This window comes from Pseudomonas sp. 008, from assembly GCF_016861935.1.
In the GTDB taxonomy this organism is placed as follows: domain Bacteria; phylum Pseudomonadota; class Gammaproteobacteria; order Pseudomonadales; family Pseudomonadaceae; genus Aquipseudomonas.
This window is the reverse complement of sequence record NZ_BOMA01000009.1, coordinates 1-15,541: the sequence shown is the minus strand read 5'-3', so window position 1 is coordinate 15,541 and position 15,541 is coordinate 1. Positions and strand designations below refer to the sequence as shown.

12 protein-coding genes and 4 tRNA genes are annotated in these 15,541 nt (G+C 55.4%); all 16 read right to left on the bottom strand.

Annotated features, from left to right (window positions below; genetic code table 11):
- Positions 1-82: 82 nt before the first annotated feature.
- Positions 83-454, bottom strand: coding sequence for a 30S ribosomal protein S12 (rpsL, locus tag JUI81_RS18745; RefSeq protein ID WP_003186084.1), 372 nt, complete (start codon positions 452-454; stop codon positions 83-85).
- Between the two features lie 218 nt (positions 455-672).
- The gene (gene rpoC / locus JUI81_RS18740) at positions 673-4,872 is read right to left on the bottom strand and encodes a DNA-directed RNA polymerase subunit beta' (RefSeq protein ID WP_007933713.1); all 4,200 of its coding nucleotides are present in this window, start codon (positions 4,870-4,872) and stop codon (positions 673-675) included.
- 64 nt (positions 4,873-4,936) lie between these two features.
- Positions 4,937-9,010: a DNA-directed RNA polymerase subunit beta gene (rpoB, locus tag JUI81_RS18735; protein ID WP_018925655.1), complete on the bottom strand. Its 4,074-nt coding sequence runs from the start codon at positions 9,008-9,010 to the stop codon at positions 4,937-4,939.
- Positions 9,011-9,230: 220 nt separating this feature from the next.
- The gene (gene rplL, locus JUI81_RS18730; protein ID WP_018925654.1) at positions 9,231-9,596 is read right to left on the bottom strand and encodes a 50S ribosomal protein L7/L12; all 366 of its coding nucleotides are present in this window, start codon (positions 9,594-9,596) and stop codon (positions 9,231-9,233) included.
- 78 nt (positions 9,597-9,674) lie between these two features.
- Positions 9,675-10,175, bottom strand: a complete 501-nt coding sequence (gene rplJ, locus JUI81_RS18725; protein WP_018925653.1) for a 50S ribosomal protein L10 — start codon at positions 10,173-10,175, stop codon at positions 9,675-9,677.
- Between the two features lie 198 nt (positions 10,176-10,373).
- Positions 10,374-11,069 (bottom strand): 50S ribosomal protein L1, encoded by a 696-nt coding sequence (rplA, locus tag JUI81_RS18720; RefSeq protein ID WP_007933725.1) that lies wholly within the window; start codon positions 11,067-11,069, stop codon positions 10,374-10,376.
- Positions 11,069-11,500, bottom strand: coding sequence for a 50S ribosomal protein L11 (gene rplK, locus JUI81_RS18715; RefSeq protein WP_007933726.1), 432 nt, complete (start codon positions 11,498-11,500; stop codon positions 11,069-11,071). Before rplK ends, rplA begins: the two co-directional genes overlap by 1 nt.
- A 117-nt stretch (positions 11,501-11,617) precedes the next feature.
- The gene (gene nusG, locus JUI81_RS18710) at positions 11,618-12,151 is read right to left on the bottom strand and encodes a transcription termination/antitermination protein NusG (protein WP_007933727.1); all 534 of its coding nucleotides are present in this window, start codon (positions 12,149-12,151) and stop codon (positions 11,618-11,620) included.
- 9 nt (positions 12,152-12,160) lie between these two features.
- Positions 12,161-12,529: a preprotein translocase subunit SecE gene (secE, locus tag JUI81_RS18705; RefSeq protein WP_204124811.1), complete on the bottom strand. Its 369-nt coding sequence runs from the start codon at positions 12,527-12,529 to the stop codon at positions 12,161-12,163.
- 45 nt (positions 12,530-12,574) lie between these two features.
- Positions 12,575-12,650, bottom strand: a tRNA-Trp gene (locus tag JUI81_RS18700).
- A 173-nt stretch (positions 12,651-12,823) separates the two neighbouring features.
- Positions 12,824-12,899, bottom strand: a tRNA-Thr gene (locus tag JUI81_RS18695).
- A 26-nt stretch (positions 12,900-12,925) separates the two neighbouring features.
- Positions 12,926-12,999: transfer RNA gene (locus JUI81_RS18690), tRNA-Gly, on the bottom strand.
- 24 nt (positions 13,000-13,023) lie between these two features.
- Positions 13,024-13,108: transfer RNA gene (locus JUI81_RS18685), tRNA-Tyr, on the bottom strand.
- Between the two features lie 143 nt (positions 13,109-13,251).
- The gene (locus JUI81_RS18680; RefSeq protein WP_019581413.1) at positions 13,252-13,692 is read right to left on the bottom strand and encodes a hypothetical protein; all 441 of its coding nucleotides are present in this window, start codon (positions 13,690-13,692) and stop codon (positions 13,252-13,254) included.
- Positions 13,693-13,699: 7 nt separating this feature from the next.
- A complete protein-coding gene (locus tag JUI81_RS18675; protein WP_019581414.1) occupies positions 13,700-14,449 on the bottom strand; it encodes a pantothenate kinase in 750 nt (249 codons plus the stop codon).
- Positions 14,439-15,398, bottom strand: coding sequence for a bifunctional biotin--[acetyl-CoA-carboxylase] ligase/biotin operon repressor BirA (birA, locus tag JUI81_RS18670; RefSeq protein WP_019581415.1), 960 nt, complete (start codon positions 15,396-15,398; stop codon positions 14,439-14,441). Before birA ends, JUI81_RS18675 begins: the two co-directional genes overlap by 11 nt.
- Positions 15,399-15,541: the final 143 nt, after the last annotated feature.

Sequence of the window (15,541 nt, the reverse complement as noted above, 5' to 3'; positions counted from 1 at the left end):
ATCGGTGCCCTTTCGGGACGCCTCCGACCTTACTCTTATCGACTCAGAAAAATAGAAATCGGTTTTTTGCTGCAAGCGACTATTACTTCGGACGCTTGGTACCGTACTTCGAACGACCTTGGTTACGACCTTTAACGCCGGAAGTATCCAAAGAGCCGCGAACGGTGTGGTAACGAACACCTGGCAAGTCTTTTACACGACCGCCGCGGATCAGTACCACGCTGTGCTCTTGCAGGTTGTGGCCTTCACCGCCGATGTACGAGGAAACCTCGAAACCGTTGGTCAGACGCACACGGCATACTTTACGCAGTGCCGAGTTAGGTTTTTTCGGCGTAGTGGTATACACACGGGTGCATACGCCACGACGTTGCGGGCAGTTCTGCAGCGCAGGCACGTCGGATTTCTCGACGATACGCTTACGCGGCTGACGTACCAGCTGGTTGATAGTTGCCATCTACTAGCTCCACTGTTGTCTTGCGACGCTATTGTCTTGCAAGAAAAGCAAAATGGCAGGAACGAATCCCCGCCAAATTTAGGGGTACAAGAGTCTAAAGAGGATCTTGCCCCCAGTCAAGGCAAGGCCCCGACCTCTCCCCCCATCCAACCTCGACAAATTGTCTCGACTGGATGAACGGAGCGATCAGGGCCTGCACTCATTTACTACCGCAGAACTCAGTTACCGCTCGAGTTCAGCGCTTCGGTCAGTGCAGCTTCCACTTCACTGGCGCTCACGCGCAACGGTTTGTCAGCATCACGGCGGCGCTTGCGCTCGCTGTGATAAGCCAGACCGGTACCGGCCGGGATCAGACGACCCACGACCACGTTTTCTTTCAGGCCGCGCAGGTAATCGCGCTTGCCGGTTACCGCCGCCTCGGTCAGTACGCGAGTGGTTTCCTGGAAGGAAGCCGCCGAGATGAACGATTCGGTGGACAACGACGCCTTGGTGATACCCAGCAGAACGCGAGTGAACTTGGAGACAAATTTGTCTTCATTGCTCAGACGCTCGTTCTCTACCAGCACGTGAGTCAATTCCATCTGGTCGCCCTTGATGAAACTGGAATCGCCGGATTCAGCGATCTCAACTTTACGCAGCATCTGACGCAGGATGGTCTCGATGTGCTTGTCGTTGATCTTCACGCCTTGCAGACGGTAAACGTCCTGGATCTCGTTCACAATGTACTTGGCCAGCGCACTCACACCCAGCAGACGCAGGATGTCGTGTGGATCGCTCGGACCGTCGGAGATAACTTCGCCGCGGTTTACCTGTTCGCCTTCGAAGACGTTCAAGTGACGCCACTTCGGAATCAGCTCTTCGTACGGATCGCTACCGTCGTTCGGGGTGATAACCAGACGGCGCTTGCCTTTGGTCTCTTTACCGAACGCGATGGTGCCGCTGACTTCAGCCAGAATCGAGGCTTCTTTCGGACGACGGGCTTCGAACAAGTCGGCAACACGCGGCAGACCACCGGTGATGTCACGGGTCTTCGAAGTCTCTTGCGGAATACGAGCGATAACATCACCGATCGCGATTTTCGCACCGTCCGCTACACCGACCAGGGCGTTAGCAGGCAGGAAGTACTGAGCAATTACGTCGGTACCCGGCAGCAAGAGATCCTTGCCGTTGTCATCAACCATCTTCACAGCAGGACGGATATCTTTACCGGCAGCTGGACGGTCTTTGGCATCGAGTACTTCAATGTTGGTCATACCGGTCAATTCGTCAGTCTGACGCTTGATCGTGATGCCTTCTTCCATGCCCACGTAGGTCACGGTACCTTTCATTTCGGTAACGATTGGGTGAGTGTGCGGATCCCACTTGGCCACGATTGCGCCAGCGTCGACCTTGTCACCTTCTTTAACCGAAATCACAGCACCGTACGGCAGCTTGTAGCGCTCACGCTCACGACCGAAGTCATCAGCGATTGCCAGCTCACCGGAACGGGACACAGCAACCAGGCAACCGTCCACTCGCTCAACGTGCTTCAGGTTATGCAGACGGACGGTACCGCCATTCTTCACCTGAACGCTGTCGGCTGCGGAGGTCCGGCTTGCCGCACCACCGATGTGGAACGTACGCATGGTCAGCTGGGTACCCGGCTCACCGATGGACTGGGCAGCGATAACGCCGACCGCTTCACCGATGTTCACCTGGTGACCACGAGCCAAGTCACGGCCGTAGCACTTGGCGCAAATGCCGTAGCGGGTTTCGCAGCTGATCGGCGAACGCACGATCACTTCGTCGATGCTGTTCAGCTCGATGAACTCGACCCACTTCTCGTCTACCAGAGTGCCGGCAGGAACGATAACTTCCTCGGTACCTGGCTTGAATACGTCACGGGCAATGACACGACCCAATACGCGCTCACCCAACGGCTCAACAACGTCACCGCCTTCAATGTGCGGAGTCATTACCAGGCCATGTTCGGTACCGCAATCGATCTCGGTCACAACCAGATCCTGCGCCACGTCTACCAGACGACGAGTCAGGTAACCGGAGTTCGCAGTTTTCAACGCGGTATCCGCCAGACCTTTACGAGCACCGTGAGTAGAGATGAAGTACTGAAGTACGCTCAAACCTTCACGGAAGTTCGCAGTAATCGGCGTTTCGATGATGGAACCGTCCGGCTTGGCCATCAGGCCACGCATACCGGCGAGCTGACGGATCTGCGCAGCAGAACCCCGTGCGCCCGAGTCGGCCATCATGTACATCGAGTTGAAGGATTCCTGGTCAACTTCGACGCCATGGCGGTCAATGACTTTCTCTTTCGAGAGGTTGGCCATCATCGCCTTGGATACTTCGTCGTTCGCCTTGGACCAAAGGTCGATCACTTTGTTGTACTTCTCGCCCTGGGTTACCAGGCCGGAGGCGTACTGACTTTCGATCTCTTTCACTTCGTCGGTGGCGGCACCGATGATGCGGGCTTTTTCATCCGGGATAACGAAGTCGTTAACACCGATGGAAACGCCGGAGATGGTCGAATAGGCAAAACCGGTGTACATCAACTGGTCAGCGAAGATCACGGTCTCTTTCAAACCAACCACGCGGTAGCACTGGTTGATCAGTTTGGAGATCGCTTTCTTCTTCATCGGCAGGTTGACGACGTCGAAGGACAGACCTTTTGGCACAACCTGGAACAACAGCGCACGGCCGACGGTAGTGTCGACGATACGAGTGTTGGTCACGCTGCCGCCATCACGATCGTTCACGGTTTCGTTGATCCGCACCTTGACCTTGGCGTGCAGTGCGGCTTCGCCGGCACGGAACACACGGTCAACTTCCTGCAGATCCGCAAACACACGACCTTCGCCTTTGGCGTTGATCGCTTCACGAGTCATGTAGTACAGACCCAATACAACGTCCTGCGAAGGAACGATGATTGGCTCACCGTTGGCTGGCGACAGAATGTTGTTGGTCGACATCATCAACGCGCGCGCTTCCAGCTGGGCTTCCAGCGTCAGCGGTACGTGCACGGCCATTTGGTCGCCGTCGAAGTCGGCGTTGTACGCAGCACAGACCAGAGGGTGCAGCTGGATAGCCTTACCTTCGATCAGTACCGGTTCAAACGCCTGGATACCCAGACGGTGAAGGGTCGGTGCACGGTTGAGGAGAACCGGGTGTTCGCGAATTACTTCAGCGAGAACGTCCCAAACCTCTGGCAGCTCGCGCTCGACCATCTTCTTGGCCGCTTTGATGGTGGTAGCAAGACCACGCATTTCCAGCTTGCCAAAAATGAACGGCTTGAACAGCTCGAGAGCCATCTTCTTCGGCAGACCGCACTGGTGCAGACGCAGAGTCGGACCTACGGTAATTACCGAACGACCGGAGTAGTCAACACGCTTACCGAGCAAGTTCTGACGGAAACGACCTTGTTTACCCTTGATCATGTCAGCCAGGGATTTCAGAGGACGCTTGTTGGAACCGGTGATAGCGCGGCCACGACGACCGTTGTCGAGCAGTGCGTCGACGGCTTCCTGCAACATACGCTTTTCGTTGCGCACGATGATGTCCGGAGCGGACAGATCAAGCAGGCGCTTCAAACGGTTGTTACGGTTGATCACTCGACGATATAGATCGTTGAGGTCGGAAGTCGCGAAACGACCGCCATCCAATGGGACCAGTGGACGCAGATCTGGCGGCAGAACCGGCAGAACGGTCAGCACCATCCACTCTGGCAGGTTGCCGGAACCCTGGAAGGCTTCCATCAACTTCAGACGCTTGGACAGCTTTTTGATTTTGGTTTCGGAGTTGGTTTGCGGAATCTCTTCACGCAGACGGCCAATCTCGTGTTCCAGGTCGATAGCGTGCAGCAGTTCACGGACAGCTTCGGCACCCATGCGGGCATCGAAATCGTCGCCGAACTCTTCCAGCGCTTCGAAGTACTGCTCGTCGTTGAGCAGCTGACCCTTTTCAAGGGTGGTCATGCCTGGATCGATAACGACATAGCTCTCGAAGTAGAGAACGCGTTCGATATCACGCAGGGTCATGTCCATCAGCAAGCCGATACGGGACGGCAGCGATTTCAGGAACCAGATGTGGGCTACTGGCGAGGCCAGTTCGATGTGCGCCATGCGCTCACGACGAACTTTTGCCAGCGCGACTTCAACGCCGCACTTCTCGCAGATCACACCACGGTGCTTCAAGCGCTTGTACTTACCGCACAGGCACTCGTAATCCTTTACCGGGCCAAAGATCTTGGCGCAGAACAGGCCGTCACGCTCAGGTTTGAACGTACGGTAGTTGATGGTTTCCGGCTTTTTAACTTCACCGAACGACCACGAACGGATCATCTCAGGCGATGCCAATCCAATACGGATGGCGTCGAACTCTTCGACTTGACCCTGGTTTTTCAGCAAATTCAGTAGGTCTTTCAAGGCCTTTCCTCCTGGCGGAGCAGAGAGCGGGCAATCCTGCCCCGCTCTCGATTCGCGTCACGTGTTATTCGGTTTCCAGATCGATATCGATGCCGAGGGAACGAATTTCCTTGATCAACACGTTGAAGGACTCGGGCATGCCCGGCTCCATACGGTGATCGCCGTCCACGATGTTTTTGTACATCTTGGTCCGGCCGTTCACATCGTCCGACTTCACTGTGAGCATTTCTTGCAGAGTGTAAGCAGCACCGTATGCTTCCAGTGCCCAGACCTCCATCTCCCCGAAACGCTGACCACCGAACTGCGCCTTACCACCCAGCGGCTGCTGGGTAACCAGGCTGTACGAACCGGTAGAACGAGCGTGCATCTTGTCGTCTACCAAGTGGTTCAGCTTCAGCATGTACATGTAGCCAACAGTAACCGGGCGCTCGAACTTGTTGCCGGTACGGCCGTCGGTCAGCTGCATCTGGCCGCTTTCTGGCAGGTCTGCCAGTTTCAGCATGGCCTTGATTTCACTTTCCTTGGCGCCGTCGAACACTGGAGTGGCCATTGGAACGCCGCCACGCAGGTTCTTCGCCAGATCCAGGATTTCCTGGTCGGAGAAGCTATCCAGATCTTCGTTACGACCGCCGATCTGGTTGTAGATCTCGTCCAGGAAGGTGCGAAGTTCAGCAACCTTACGTTGCTCTTCGACCATCCGGTTGATCTTCTCGCCCAGACCTTTGGCCGCGAGGCCCAGGTGGGTTTCAAGGATCTGACCAACGTTCATACGCGAAGGTACGCCCAACGGGTTGAGGACGACGTCGACCGGGGTGCCATTGGCATCGTGCGGCATGTCTTCAACCGGCATGATCACGGAGACCACACCCTTGTTACCGTGACGACCGGCCATCTTGTCGCCCGGCTGGATGCGACGACGGATTGCCAGGTAAACCTTGACGATTTTCAGCACGCCTGGAGCCAGGTCATCGCCCTGCTGCAGCTTGCGCTTCTTGTCTTCGAACTTGTCGTCCAGCAGACGGCGGCGATCAACGATGTAGGCCTGAGCCTTCTCGAGCTGCTCGTTCAGAGCATCTTCAGCCATGCGCAGTTTGAACCACTGGCCGTGCTCAAGACCGTCGAGAACTTCGTCGGTGATTTCCTGACCTTTCTTCAGACCGGCACCGCCTTCGGCTTTGTGGCCGACCAGAGCGGAACGCAGACGTTCGAAAGTAGCGCCTTCAACGATACGGAACTCTTCGTTCAGGTCCTTGCGGATCTCGTCGAGTTGAGTCTTCTCGATCGACAGTGCACGAGCATCACGCTCAACGCCGTCACGGGTGAAGACCTGTACGTCGATGACAGTACCCTTGGTGCCGGTAGGCACACGCAGGGAGGTGTCTTTAACGTCGCTGGCTTTTTCACCGAAGATCGCACGCAGCAGTTTTTCTTCCGGAGTCAGCTGGGTCTCGCCTTTCGGAGTGACCTTACCTACCAGGATGTCGCCTGCGCCTACTTCAGCACCTACGTAAACGATACCGGCTTCGTCCAGCTTGTTCAGTGCAGCTTCACCCACGTTCGGGATGTCTGCAGTGATTTCCTCTGGCCCAAGCTTGGTGTCACGCGCCACACAGGTCAGTTCCTGGATGTGGATCGTGGTGAAACGGTCTTCCTGAACAACACGCTCGGACAGGCAGATGGAGTCTTCGAAGTTGAAGCCGTTCCATGCCATGAACGCGATGCGCATGTTCTGACCCAGAGCCAGTTCACCCATATCGGTGGACGGACCGTCGGCCATGATGTCGCTGCGCTGAACCCGATCACCTTTGCTCACCAACGGACGCTGGTTGATGCAGGTGTTCTGGTTGGAGCGGGTGTACTTGGTCAGGTTGTAGATGTCGACACCAGCTTCGCCGGTTTCAACTTCATCATCAGCAACACGAACCACGATACGGCTGGCGTCGACGGAATCGATCACGCCACCACGACGAGCCACGACGCAAACGCCGGAGTCGCGAGCCACGTTACGCTCCATGCCGGTACCTACCAGCGGCTTGTCAGCACGCAGGGTTGGTACAGCTTGACGCTGCATGTTCGAACCCATCAACGCACGGTTGGCGTCGTCGTGCTCGAGGAACGGGATCAGCGACGCAGCAACCGAAACTACCTGCTTCGGCGACACGTCCATCAAGGTGACGTCTTCCGGCGCCTTGACGGTGAACTCGTTCAAGTGACGAACAGCTACCAGCTCGTCGATCAGGACTTTCTTGTCGTTCATCGTGGCCGAAGCCTGAGCGATCACGTGATCAGCTTCTTCGATGGCGGACAGGAAAACGATCTCGTCGGTGACCAGAGCGTCTTTCACCACGCGGTACGGGCTCTCGAGGAAGCCGTACTGGTTGGTGCGCGCATAGGCGGCCAGGGAGTTGATCAGACCGATGTTCGGACCTTCCGGCGTTTCAATCGGGCATACACGACCGTAGTGAGTCGGGTGTACGTCACGGACTTCGAAGCCTGCACGTTCGCGAGTCAAACCGCCTGGGCCGAGTGCAGAGACACGACGCTTGTGGGTGATCTCGGACAGCGGGTTGTTCTGGTCCATGAACTGGGACAGCTGGCTGGAACCGAAGAACTCTTTCACCGCCGCAGCCACTGGCTTGGCGTTGATCAGGTCTTGCGGCATCAGGCCTTCGCTTTCCGCCATCGACAGACGCTCTTTGACCGCACGTTCAACACGTACCAGGCCAACGCGGAACTGGTTCTCGGCCATTTCGCCTACGCAGCGAACACGACGGTTACCCAGGTGGTCGATGTCATCGACGATGCCTTTACCGTTACGGATGTCGACCAGAGTCTTCAGAACCGCGACGATGTCTTCTTTGCACAACACGCCCGAACCTTCGATCTCGGTACGACCGATACGACGGTTGAACTTCATCCGGCCGACCGCAGACAGGTCATAGCGCTCAGGACTGAAGAACAGGTTGTTGAACAGTGTCTCGGCAGCGTCCTTGGTTGGCGGCTCGCCTGGACGCATCATGCGATAGATCTCGACCAGCGCTTCCAATTGGTTGCTGGTGGAGTCGATCTTCAGGGTGTCGGAGACGAACGGACCGCAGTCGATATCGTTGGTGTACAGAGTTTCGATGCGAACAACGCCCGCCTTGGCAATTTTTGCCAGGATTTCGGTGTTCAGCTCGGTGTTGCACTCTGCCAGGATTTCGCCGGTAGCCGGATGCACGATGACCTTGGCAGTAGTGCGACCCAGGACGTAGTCCAGAGGCACTTGCAGCTCTTTGATCCCGGCTTTTTCCAGCTGGTTGATGTGGCGAGCGGTGATACGACGACCTTGCTCGACAATAACCTTGCCTTTGTCATCCTGAATATCGAGGACAGCAATTTCACCACGCAGGCGTTGAGGCACCAGTTCCAGGCTGAGGTTTTCACCCTGCACGTGGAAGACGTTGGTGGTGTAGAACGCGTCCAGCACTTCTTCAGTGGTATAGCCCAGCGCACGCAGCAGTACCGATGCAGGCAGCTTGCGACGACGGTCGATACGCACAAATACGCAATCTTTCGGGTCGAACTCGAAGTCCAGCCACGAACCGCGGTAAGGAATGATGCGCGCGGAGTACAGCAGCTTGCCGGAGCTGTGCGTCTTGCCACGGTCGTGGTCGAAGAACACGCCCGGGGAACGGTGCAGCTGGGAAACGATTACACGCTCGGTACCGTTGATTACGAAGGTACCGTTCTCAGTCATCAGGGGGATTTCACCCATGTAGACTTCTTGCTCTTTGATGTCCTTGATCGCTTTGTTCGACGATTCTTTGTCGAAAATGATCAGGCGCACTTTTACCCGCAAAGGTACGGCGTAAGTTACACCGCGCAATACGCATTCTTTGACATCAAATGCCGGTTCGCCCAGGCGATAACCGACGTACTCCAGCGCAGCATTGCCGGAGTAGCTGATGATCGGGAAAACGGATTTGAAGGCCGCATGCAGGCCCACGTCGCGGAACTGATCTTTAGTCGCTCCCGCTTGCAAGAATTCACGATACGAATCCAGCTGGATGGCCAGGAGGTACGGCACATCCATGACGTCCGGCAACTTGCTAAAGTCCTTGCGGATACGTTTTTTCTCAGTATATGAGTAAGCCATCAGCGTTCCCCAGCTTGGTCACCTGCTTGTTTGGCCCCTCCCGACGGGAGCAGCCAGAAAATCGTGCAAACCCCATGGTTTGCGCCACCACATCGGGTGGATACAGCTCGTTACCAGCACCGACCCAGTCGGCTGCCAATAACGGAAAAAGGCCGGTGGCAAGAGCCACCAGCCATCAGCCTTTCGCTTAACGCTCGGGCTGGAGGAGCAAAGTCGATGCTTATTTCAGCTCGACTTTAGCGCCTGCTTCTTCCAGAGCTGCTTTGGCTTTGTCAGCTGCGTCTTTGGCAACAGCTTCCAGAACCATGGCAGGAGCGCCGTCAACTACAGCCTTGGCTTCTTTCAGGCCCAGACCGGTCAGTTCACGTACAGCCTTGATCACGTTAACTTTCTTCTCGCCAGCTTCGGTCAGCATGACGTTGAATTCAGTTTGCTCTTCAACAACAGCGGCAGCAGCAGCTGGACCAGCAGCAGCAACAGCAGCGGTAACGCCGAAGGTTTCTTCCATTGCTTTGATCAGCTCAACAACTTCCAGAACGGTTTTCTGGCCGATTGCTTCGATGATTTGTTCGTTAGTCAGAGACATGACTTGAATCCTGTATTGGGGTGACAGCTTACGCAGCCATCAAATTAAACATATGATTTTGAAAGGTCTCGCTGTGCCTTAGGCAGCAGCTGCTTCTTTCTGGTCGCGAACGGCTGCCAGGGTACGAGCCAGCTTGCTGGTAGCGCCTTGGATCACGCTCATCAGTTTCGCAATAGCTTCGTCGCGGGTCGGCAGGGTAGCCAACACGTCGATCTGGTTAGCGGCAAGGAACTTGCCATCAAACGCAGCTGCCTTGATCTCGAACTTGTCCTGACCCTTGGCGAACTCTTTGAAAATCCGGGCAGCAGCGCCTGGATGTTCTTTGGAGAATGCAATCAGGGTAGGGCCGGTGAACACGTCGTTGAGGACACTGAATTCAGTGTCAGCAACAGCGCGCTTGAGCAGGGTGTTACGTACGACACGTACATAAACGCCAGCTTCACGAGCCTCTTTACGGAGTCCGGTCATCGCGCCTACTGTTACGCCACGGGCATCAGCCACGACAGCGGACAGAGCGACTTTGGCAGCCTCGTTGACTTCAGCGACGATGGCCTTCTTGTCTTCGAGTTTAATTGCCACGGGTTTAACTCCTGCTTGTTACCGTTTCATCCAGTCGAAACCGGATGTCGTTTTGGTGTCTGATTCGGTAAGGAACCGGGAGCACCATCTGCGTAGGCTTGAGGTTTAAGACTTGCGTCGCCTACGGTCTTGGATAGCCCCCGCCAGGCAGGGACCCCAATCTTTCAATTGGCGCAATTACTTGCGCCAACCTGCGTCTTACGCGTCGAGCGAACCCTGGTCGATGACCAGACCTGGGCCCATAGTAGTGCTCAGGGTAACGCGCTTGACGTAAATACCTTTCGAGGAAGCTGGCTTGATACGCTTCAGATCAGCGATCAGGGCTTCAACGTTTTCCTTCAGCTTGACGGCATCGAAGCCGACTTTGCCAACGGAAGTGTGGATGATGCCGTTTTTGTCGGTGCGATAACGAACCTGACCAGCCTTGGCGTTTTTAACCGCGGTAGCTACGTCTGGAGTTACAGTGCCGACTTTAGGGTTAGGCATCAGACCACGTGGACCGAGGATCTGACCCAACTGACCTACAACGCGCATTGCATCCGGGGATGCGATCACTACGTCATAGTTCAGGTCGCCGCCTTTCATTTCGGCAGCCAGGTCGTCCATACCTACACGGTCAGCGCCGGCAGCCAGAGCGGCCTCGGCAGCTGGACCCTGAGTGAACACAGCAACGCGAACGGTCTTGCCGGTACCGTGCGGCAGCACGGTAGCGCTACGAACGACCTGGTCGGATTTACGCGGGTCAACACCCAGATTCACAGCTACGTCGAACGACTCGCTGAACTTGACAGTCGACAGCTCGGACAGCAGAGCAGCAGCGTCTACAAAGTTGTAGGCCTTGCCTGCTTCGATTTTGCCGGCGATAGCCTTTTGACGCTTGGTCAGCTTAGCCATTACACACCCTCCACGTTAAGGCCCATGCTACGAGCAGAACCGGCGATAGTACGCACGGCTGCTTCCATATCAGCTGCAGTCAGATCCGCGTTTTTGGTTTTCGCGATTTCTTCCAGCTGAGCACGAGTCACAGTGCCAACCTTAACGGTGTTCGGACGAGCGGAACCGCTAGTCAGACCAGCAGCCTTCTTCAGCAAAACCGAAGCAGGAGTGGATTTAGTTTCGAACGTGAAGCTACGGTCGCTGTAGACAGTGATGATCACTGGAGTCGGCAGACCTGGCTCAAGACCCTGAGTACGGGCGTTGAAAGCCTTGCAGAATTCCATGATGTTCACGCCGTGCTGACCCAGAGCAGGACCAACAGGTGGGCTTGGGTTAGCCTGAGCGGCCTTCACTTGCAGCTTGATGTAAGCGGTAATCTTCTTGGCCATGAGGCACTCCAATTACGGGTTCAAACGCCTCGAAAGGCTCCCCGGTTACTTGCGCGTTTATCCCAGTGACGACAAAACCCCACAGCCTAGGGCTGCGGGGTTGGGATGCTTGCTCAGCTAGACCTTTTCGACCTGGCTGAACTCCAACTCTACCGGAGTAGAGCGACCGAAAATGAGCACCGCCACTTGGATCCGGCTCTTTTCGTAGTTAACCTCTTCAACCGTGCCGGTAAAATCGGCAAACGGCCCGTCGTTGACACGTACCGACTCACCCGGCTCGAACAACGTCTTCGGCTTCGGCTTGTCGCTACCATCAGCAACGCGACGCAGAATCGCTTCTGCTTCTTTATCTGTGATTGGTGCAGGCTTGTCGGCAGTACCACCGATGAAACCCATCACCCGAGGAGTATCCTTGACCAAGTGCCAAGTACCCTCGTTCATGTCCATCTGAACCAGCACATAACCTGGGAAGAATTTGCGCTCGCTTTTGCGCTTCTGGCCATTACGCATTTCAACCACTTCTTCAGTGGGAACCAGAATTTCGCCGAAGCCATCTTCCATGCCAGCCAGCTTTACGCGCTCGATCAACGAACGCATGACATGCTTCTCGTAACCGGAGTAAGCATGCACAACGTACCAACGCTTAGCCACGGGACACCCTTAGCCGACGATCAAGGAAACAAGCCAGCCGAGCAGGGAATCAAGCCCCCACAACAGCAACGCCATAACCAGAACAACAGCCACAACGATCAACGTGGTCTGCGTAGTTTCTTGGCGAGTTGGCCAAACGACTTTACGAATCTCGGTGCGCGCTTCCTTAACCAGTACAAAGAAAGACTTGCCCTTAACCGTCTGCAGGCCTACAAAGGCAGCTACAGTAGCAATGACCAGCAAAGCGAGCACGCGGTACAGGATCGGCGAAGCAGAGTAATACTGATTGCCAACAACGCCAACAATCACCAAAGCAACTACTACCAGCCACTTAAGTAGATCGAAGCGAGAGCCTTGAGCTTCAGCTTTAGGAGTCATCTATGAAGATCCTGTGAAAAGAAAGCCAGACACACCTGGTGAATCTGGCAGGTCAGGAGGGAATCGAACCCCCAACCTACGGTTTTGGAGACCGTCGCTCTGCCAATTGAGCTACTGACCTAAAACAAAATCAGGCCGACCATTATGCCGGCCCGAAAAAGACTTTACAACAACTTACTCATCGATCCTGGCCATGCACACCAGCACCTAAGACGCACAACACCCTCTCAGGCACAACGCACATCTACAAGCCATTAAAACAAAGGCAGATATTTTCATATCTGCCTTGTTATATGGAGCTCTTGAGCGGATTTGAACCGCTGACCTCACCCTTACCAAGGGTGTGCTCTACCAACTGAGCTACAAGAGCGCAACACTTTGCAGGACCTGCAAACCTGGAGCGGGTAGCGGGAATCGAACCCGCATCATCAGCTTGGAAGGCTGAGGTTCTACCACTAAACTATACCCGCGGAGCTTGCAGCTCTCGCTAAAAATGGTGGAGGGGGAAGGATTCGAACCTTCGAAGTCGTAGACGTCAGATTTACAGTCTGATCCCTTTGGCCGCTCGGGAACCCCTCCTAAGCGAGCCGGCATTCTATACTATGCCAGCCTTCTGTCAAGCATTTTCTCATTAAAAACCTGAGGTTAGCTGCGTTGACCTCGCTTCGCACCGTCAACCTTTAAAAGGTCTTCACTGCGAAGCGGGCGCCATTCTATGCAAACTATTCGACAGGTGCAACCCCCTCGCACGGCATTATTTTATGTTTTAACTCATTGAATTCTTTAGAAAGGCTTTGCAACTGCAAGTCATCCAGCAAACGCCGGCTTTCCGGCGCCACACGCACCCAGTAACCCGCATATTCAGGGAGATCCTTCGGCAAGGACTGAAACTTGATGTCCATGCCACTCAATCGATGTTCGATTGCCTGAGCGACTTCCTGCCGGGCAGAACCGCCCAGATAGAGACAACTGCTTTCCGTCTGCGTGGATTTTCCTTTGTCTCGGGTCGTATCAGTCGCCTCGCTCAACAAACGAATGTCCTGCTGAGAGCCCCGATACAAACTCAAGGGGGTCACATCCTTCGCGCGAAGCGGAGCCTCCTGTTGGTGCCAGACGTAATAGAACACATTGAGAACAAGCAGTAGCAGGAACAACCAACGCATAAAAACCTCAAGACAAGGGACACGCCATAGCCAACCCTACAAACACCAGATCTGGAACCACCCTGGCCTCAGGCACAATCTCGGAGACCAGATCAGCATCTCCTCCTGTGAGGAATACAGCGAAATCCTCCCCCCAATAGCTGCGCGCCAACTCTAGCTGAGCCTGAACAAAGCCCCTCAACATCAGCAAGCAACCTCGCTCGACCGCCTCGACGGTAGTACGCCCGGGAACAAGACTCTCCAAAGCGCGCTCGGCAGCAAGGTCGCCATAGCGGATTCTACGGGTATGAGTACGCAACTGGTTACGCATTAAGGGCATTCCCGGACAGATGAACCCTCCAAGATGCTCGCCATCCCTAGCGACAAAATCAGCAGTGACTGCGGTACCGAAGTCGAGCACCAGACAAGCACCTGAAGCCAGGTGAAATCCTCCGAGCATTGCTAGCCAGCGATCAAGCCCTAGCCGCTCGAACTCTTCATAGCCATTACGAACCCCGGACATTTCCCGAGCCGGTGTGGCGCACACCACGGAAACACCGAAAGCCTCTGACAACAAAGAGATCAAGGCTCCGGTTTCTTCAGCGGTTCTGACGCTCACTAACCGACAATGCTTGAGAGCGAGCCCCTTGAGCCCCCTCAAGCTCTCAAGCAGCGCGAGATCCGAATCAACGACACCCTCACCAACCACCCGCCCGACATCCGCGCCGAGCACACGCCACTTGATGAAACTGTTTCCACAATCGAGCTCAAGAATCATCACGCAACCTCAGGCTGAGCTCACCACCACTAAAGACTTTTTCCACGCCATCCACCTTCAAGCGCAAGGCACCCTGACCATCGATACCCAACACCTCTCCATCTATCTGACTAGCTCCAGCAATCAACGACACGGCGCGTCCCTGCCATAGATGATTTTGCTCCCACTCCGCCCGGATAGCCGGAAATCCGCCGACCTGGTGGCGACTCAAGTAGGCCCGGAGCATCACCCCCAACTTCGCAACCAGGTGATTGCGATCAACCGCCTTGCCCGACTCGAGCCGCATGGACGTCCACTGCTGGTCAACCTCATCAGTCATCTGCATGTTCACATTGATCCCGACACCGATCACTACGTGACACACATCTGCAGGATCGCCCACTAATTCGAGCAATATTCCAGCAATTTTTTTCTGACCAACCAGAACATCATTGGGCCACTTCAACCCCGCGCCTGAAATACCAAGCTCTCGCAAGGCCTGCAGTACGGCGAGCCCAACAACTAGACTCAAGCCTTCCAGCTGCCGCATCCCACCCTCAATGCGCAGCACCAGGCTGTAATAGATGTTTTCTGCGAACGGACTCACCCACTTGCGTCCACGCCGTCCGCGACCGGCCGTTTGCCGCTCAGCAAGCACCAGAAATGGCGCGACCTGGCCACGCTCAATAGCGCGCAAGGCTTCAGCATTGGTAGAGTCAATTGAGTCGAGGACCAGGATGGGCCACTCACAGGAAGGCTCACGCGCGCATATCTCGACAGGATCAAGCAGCGTCAATGGCGCAGCCAGCTGATAGCCGCGACCGCGCACTTTATGAATGGACAAGCCGAGCTCAGCCTCCAAATGCTGAAGCTGCTTCCATACAGCACTACGACTGACGCCCAAGGCGACGCCCAGGGCCTGGCCCGAATGGAATCGACCATCCTTAAGAAGCTTTAACAACGTCAGCATGCAAGTCTCGCCTCACAATGAGGCCCGCATGATAGCCATGCACCGAGCAGTTGCATAGAAACCCTAAACGTCAGTTTTCCTGCGGGCAAAACAAAACCCCTACCTGCGTAAGCAGATAGGGGTTTCGGAATTCAATCTTGACG

What these genes read in the sequence shown, in the direction of transcription:
- rpsL (WP_003186084.1), bottom strand. Translation starts at nt 454, where the DNA reads ATGGCAACTATCAACCAGCTGGTACGTCAGCCGCGTAAGCGTATCGTC.
- rpoB (WP_018925655.1), bottom strand. Translation starts at nt 9,010, where the DNA reads ATGGCTTACTCATATACTGAGAAAAAACGTATCCGCAAGGACTTTAGC.
- rplL (WP_018925654.1), bottom strand. Translation starts at nt 9,596, where the DNA reads ATGTCTCTGACTAACGAACAAATCATCGAAGCAATCGGCCAGAAAACC.
- rplA (WP_007933725.1), bottom strand. Translation starts at nt 11,069, where the DNA reads ATGGCTAAGCTGACCAAGCGTCAAAAGGCTATCGCCGGCAAAATCGAA.
- rplK (WP_007933726.1), bottom strand. Translation starts at nt 11,500, where the DNA reads ATGGCCAAGAAGATTACCGCTTACATCAAGCTGCAAGTGAAGGCCGCT.
- secE (WP_204124811.1), bottom strand. Translation starts at nt 12,529, where the DNA reads ATGACTCCTAAAGCTGAAGCTCAAGGCTCTCGCTTCGATCTACTTAAG.
- JUI81_RS18680 (WP_019581413.1), bottom strand. Translation starts at nt 13,692, where the DNA reads ATGCGTTGGTTGTTCCTGCTACTGCTTGTTCTCAATGTGTTCTATTAC.
- JUI81_RS18675 (WP_019581414.1), bottom strand. Translation starts at nt 14,449, where the DNA reads ATGATTCTTGAGCTCGATTGTGGAAACAGTTTCATCAAGTGGCGTGTG.
- birA (WP_019581415.1), bottom strand. Translation starts at nt 15,398, where the DNA reads ATGCTGACGTTGTTAAAGCTTCTTAAGGATGGTCGATTCCATTCGGGC.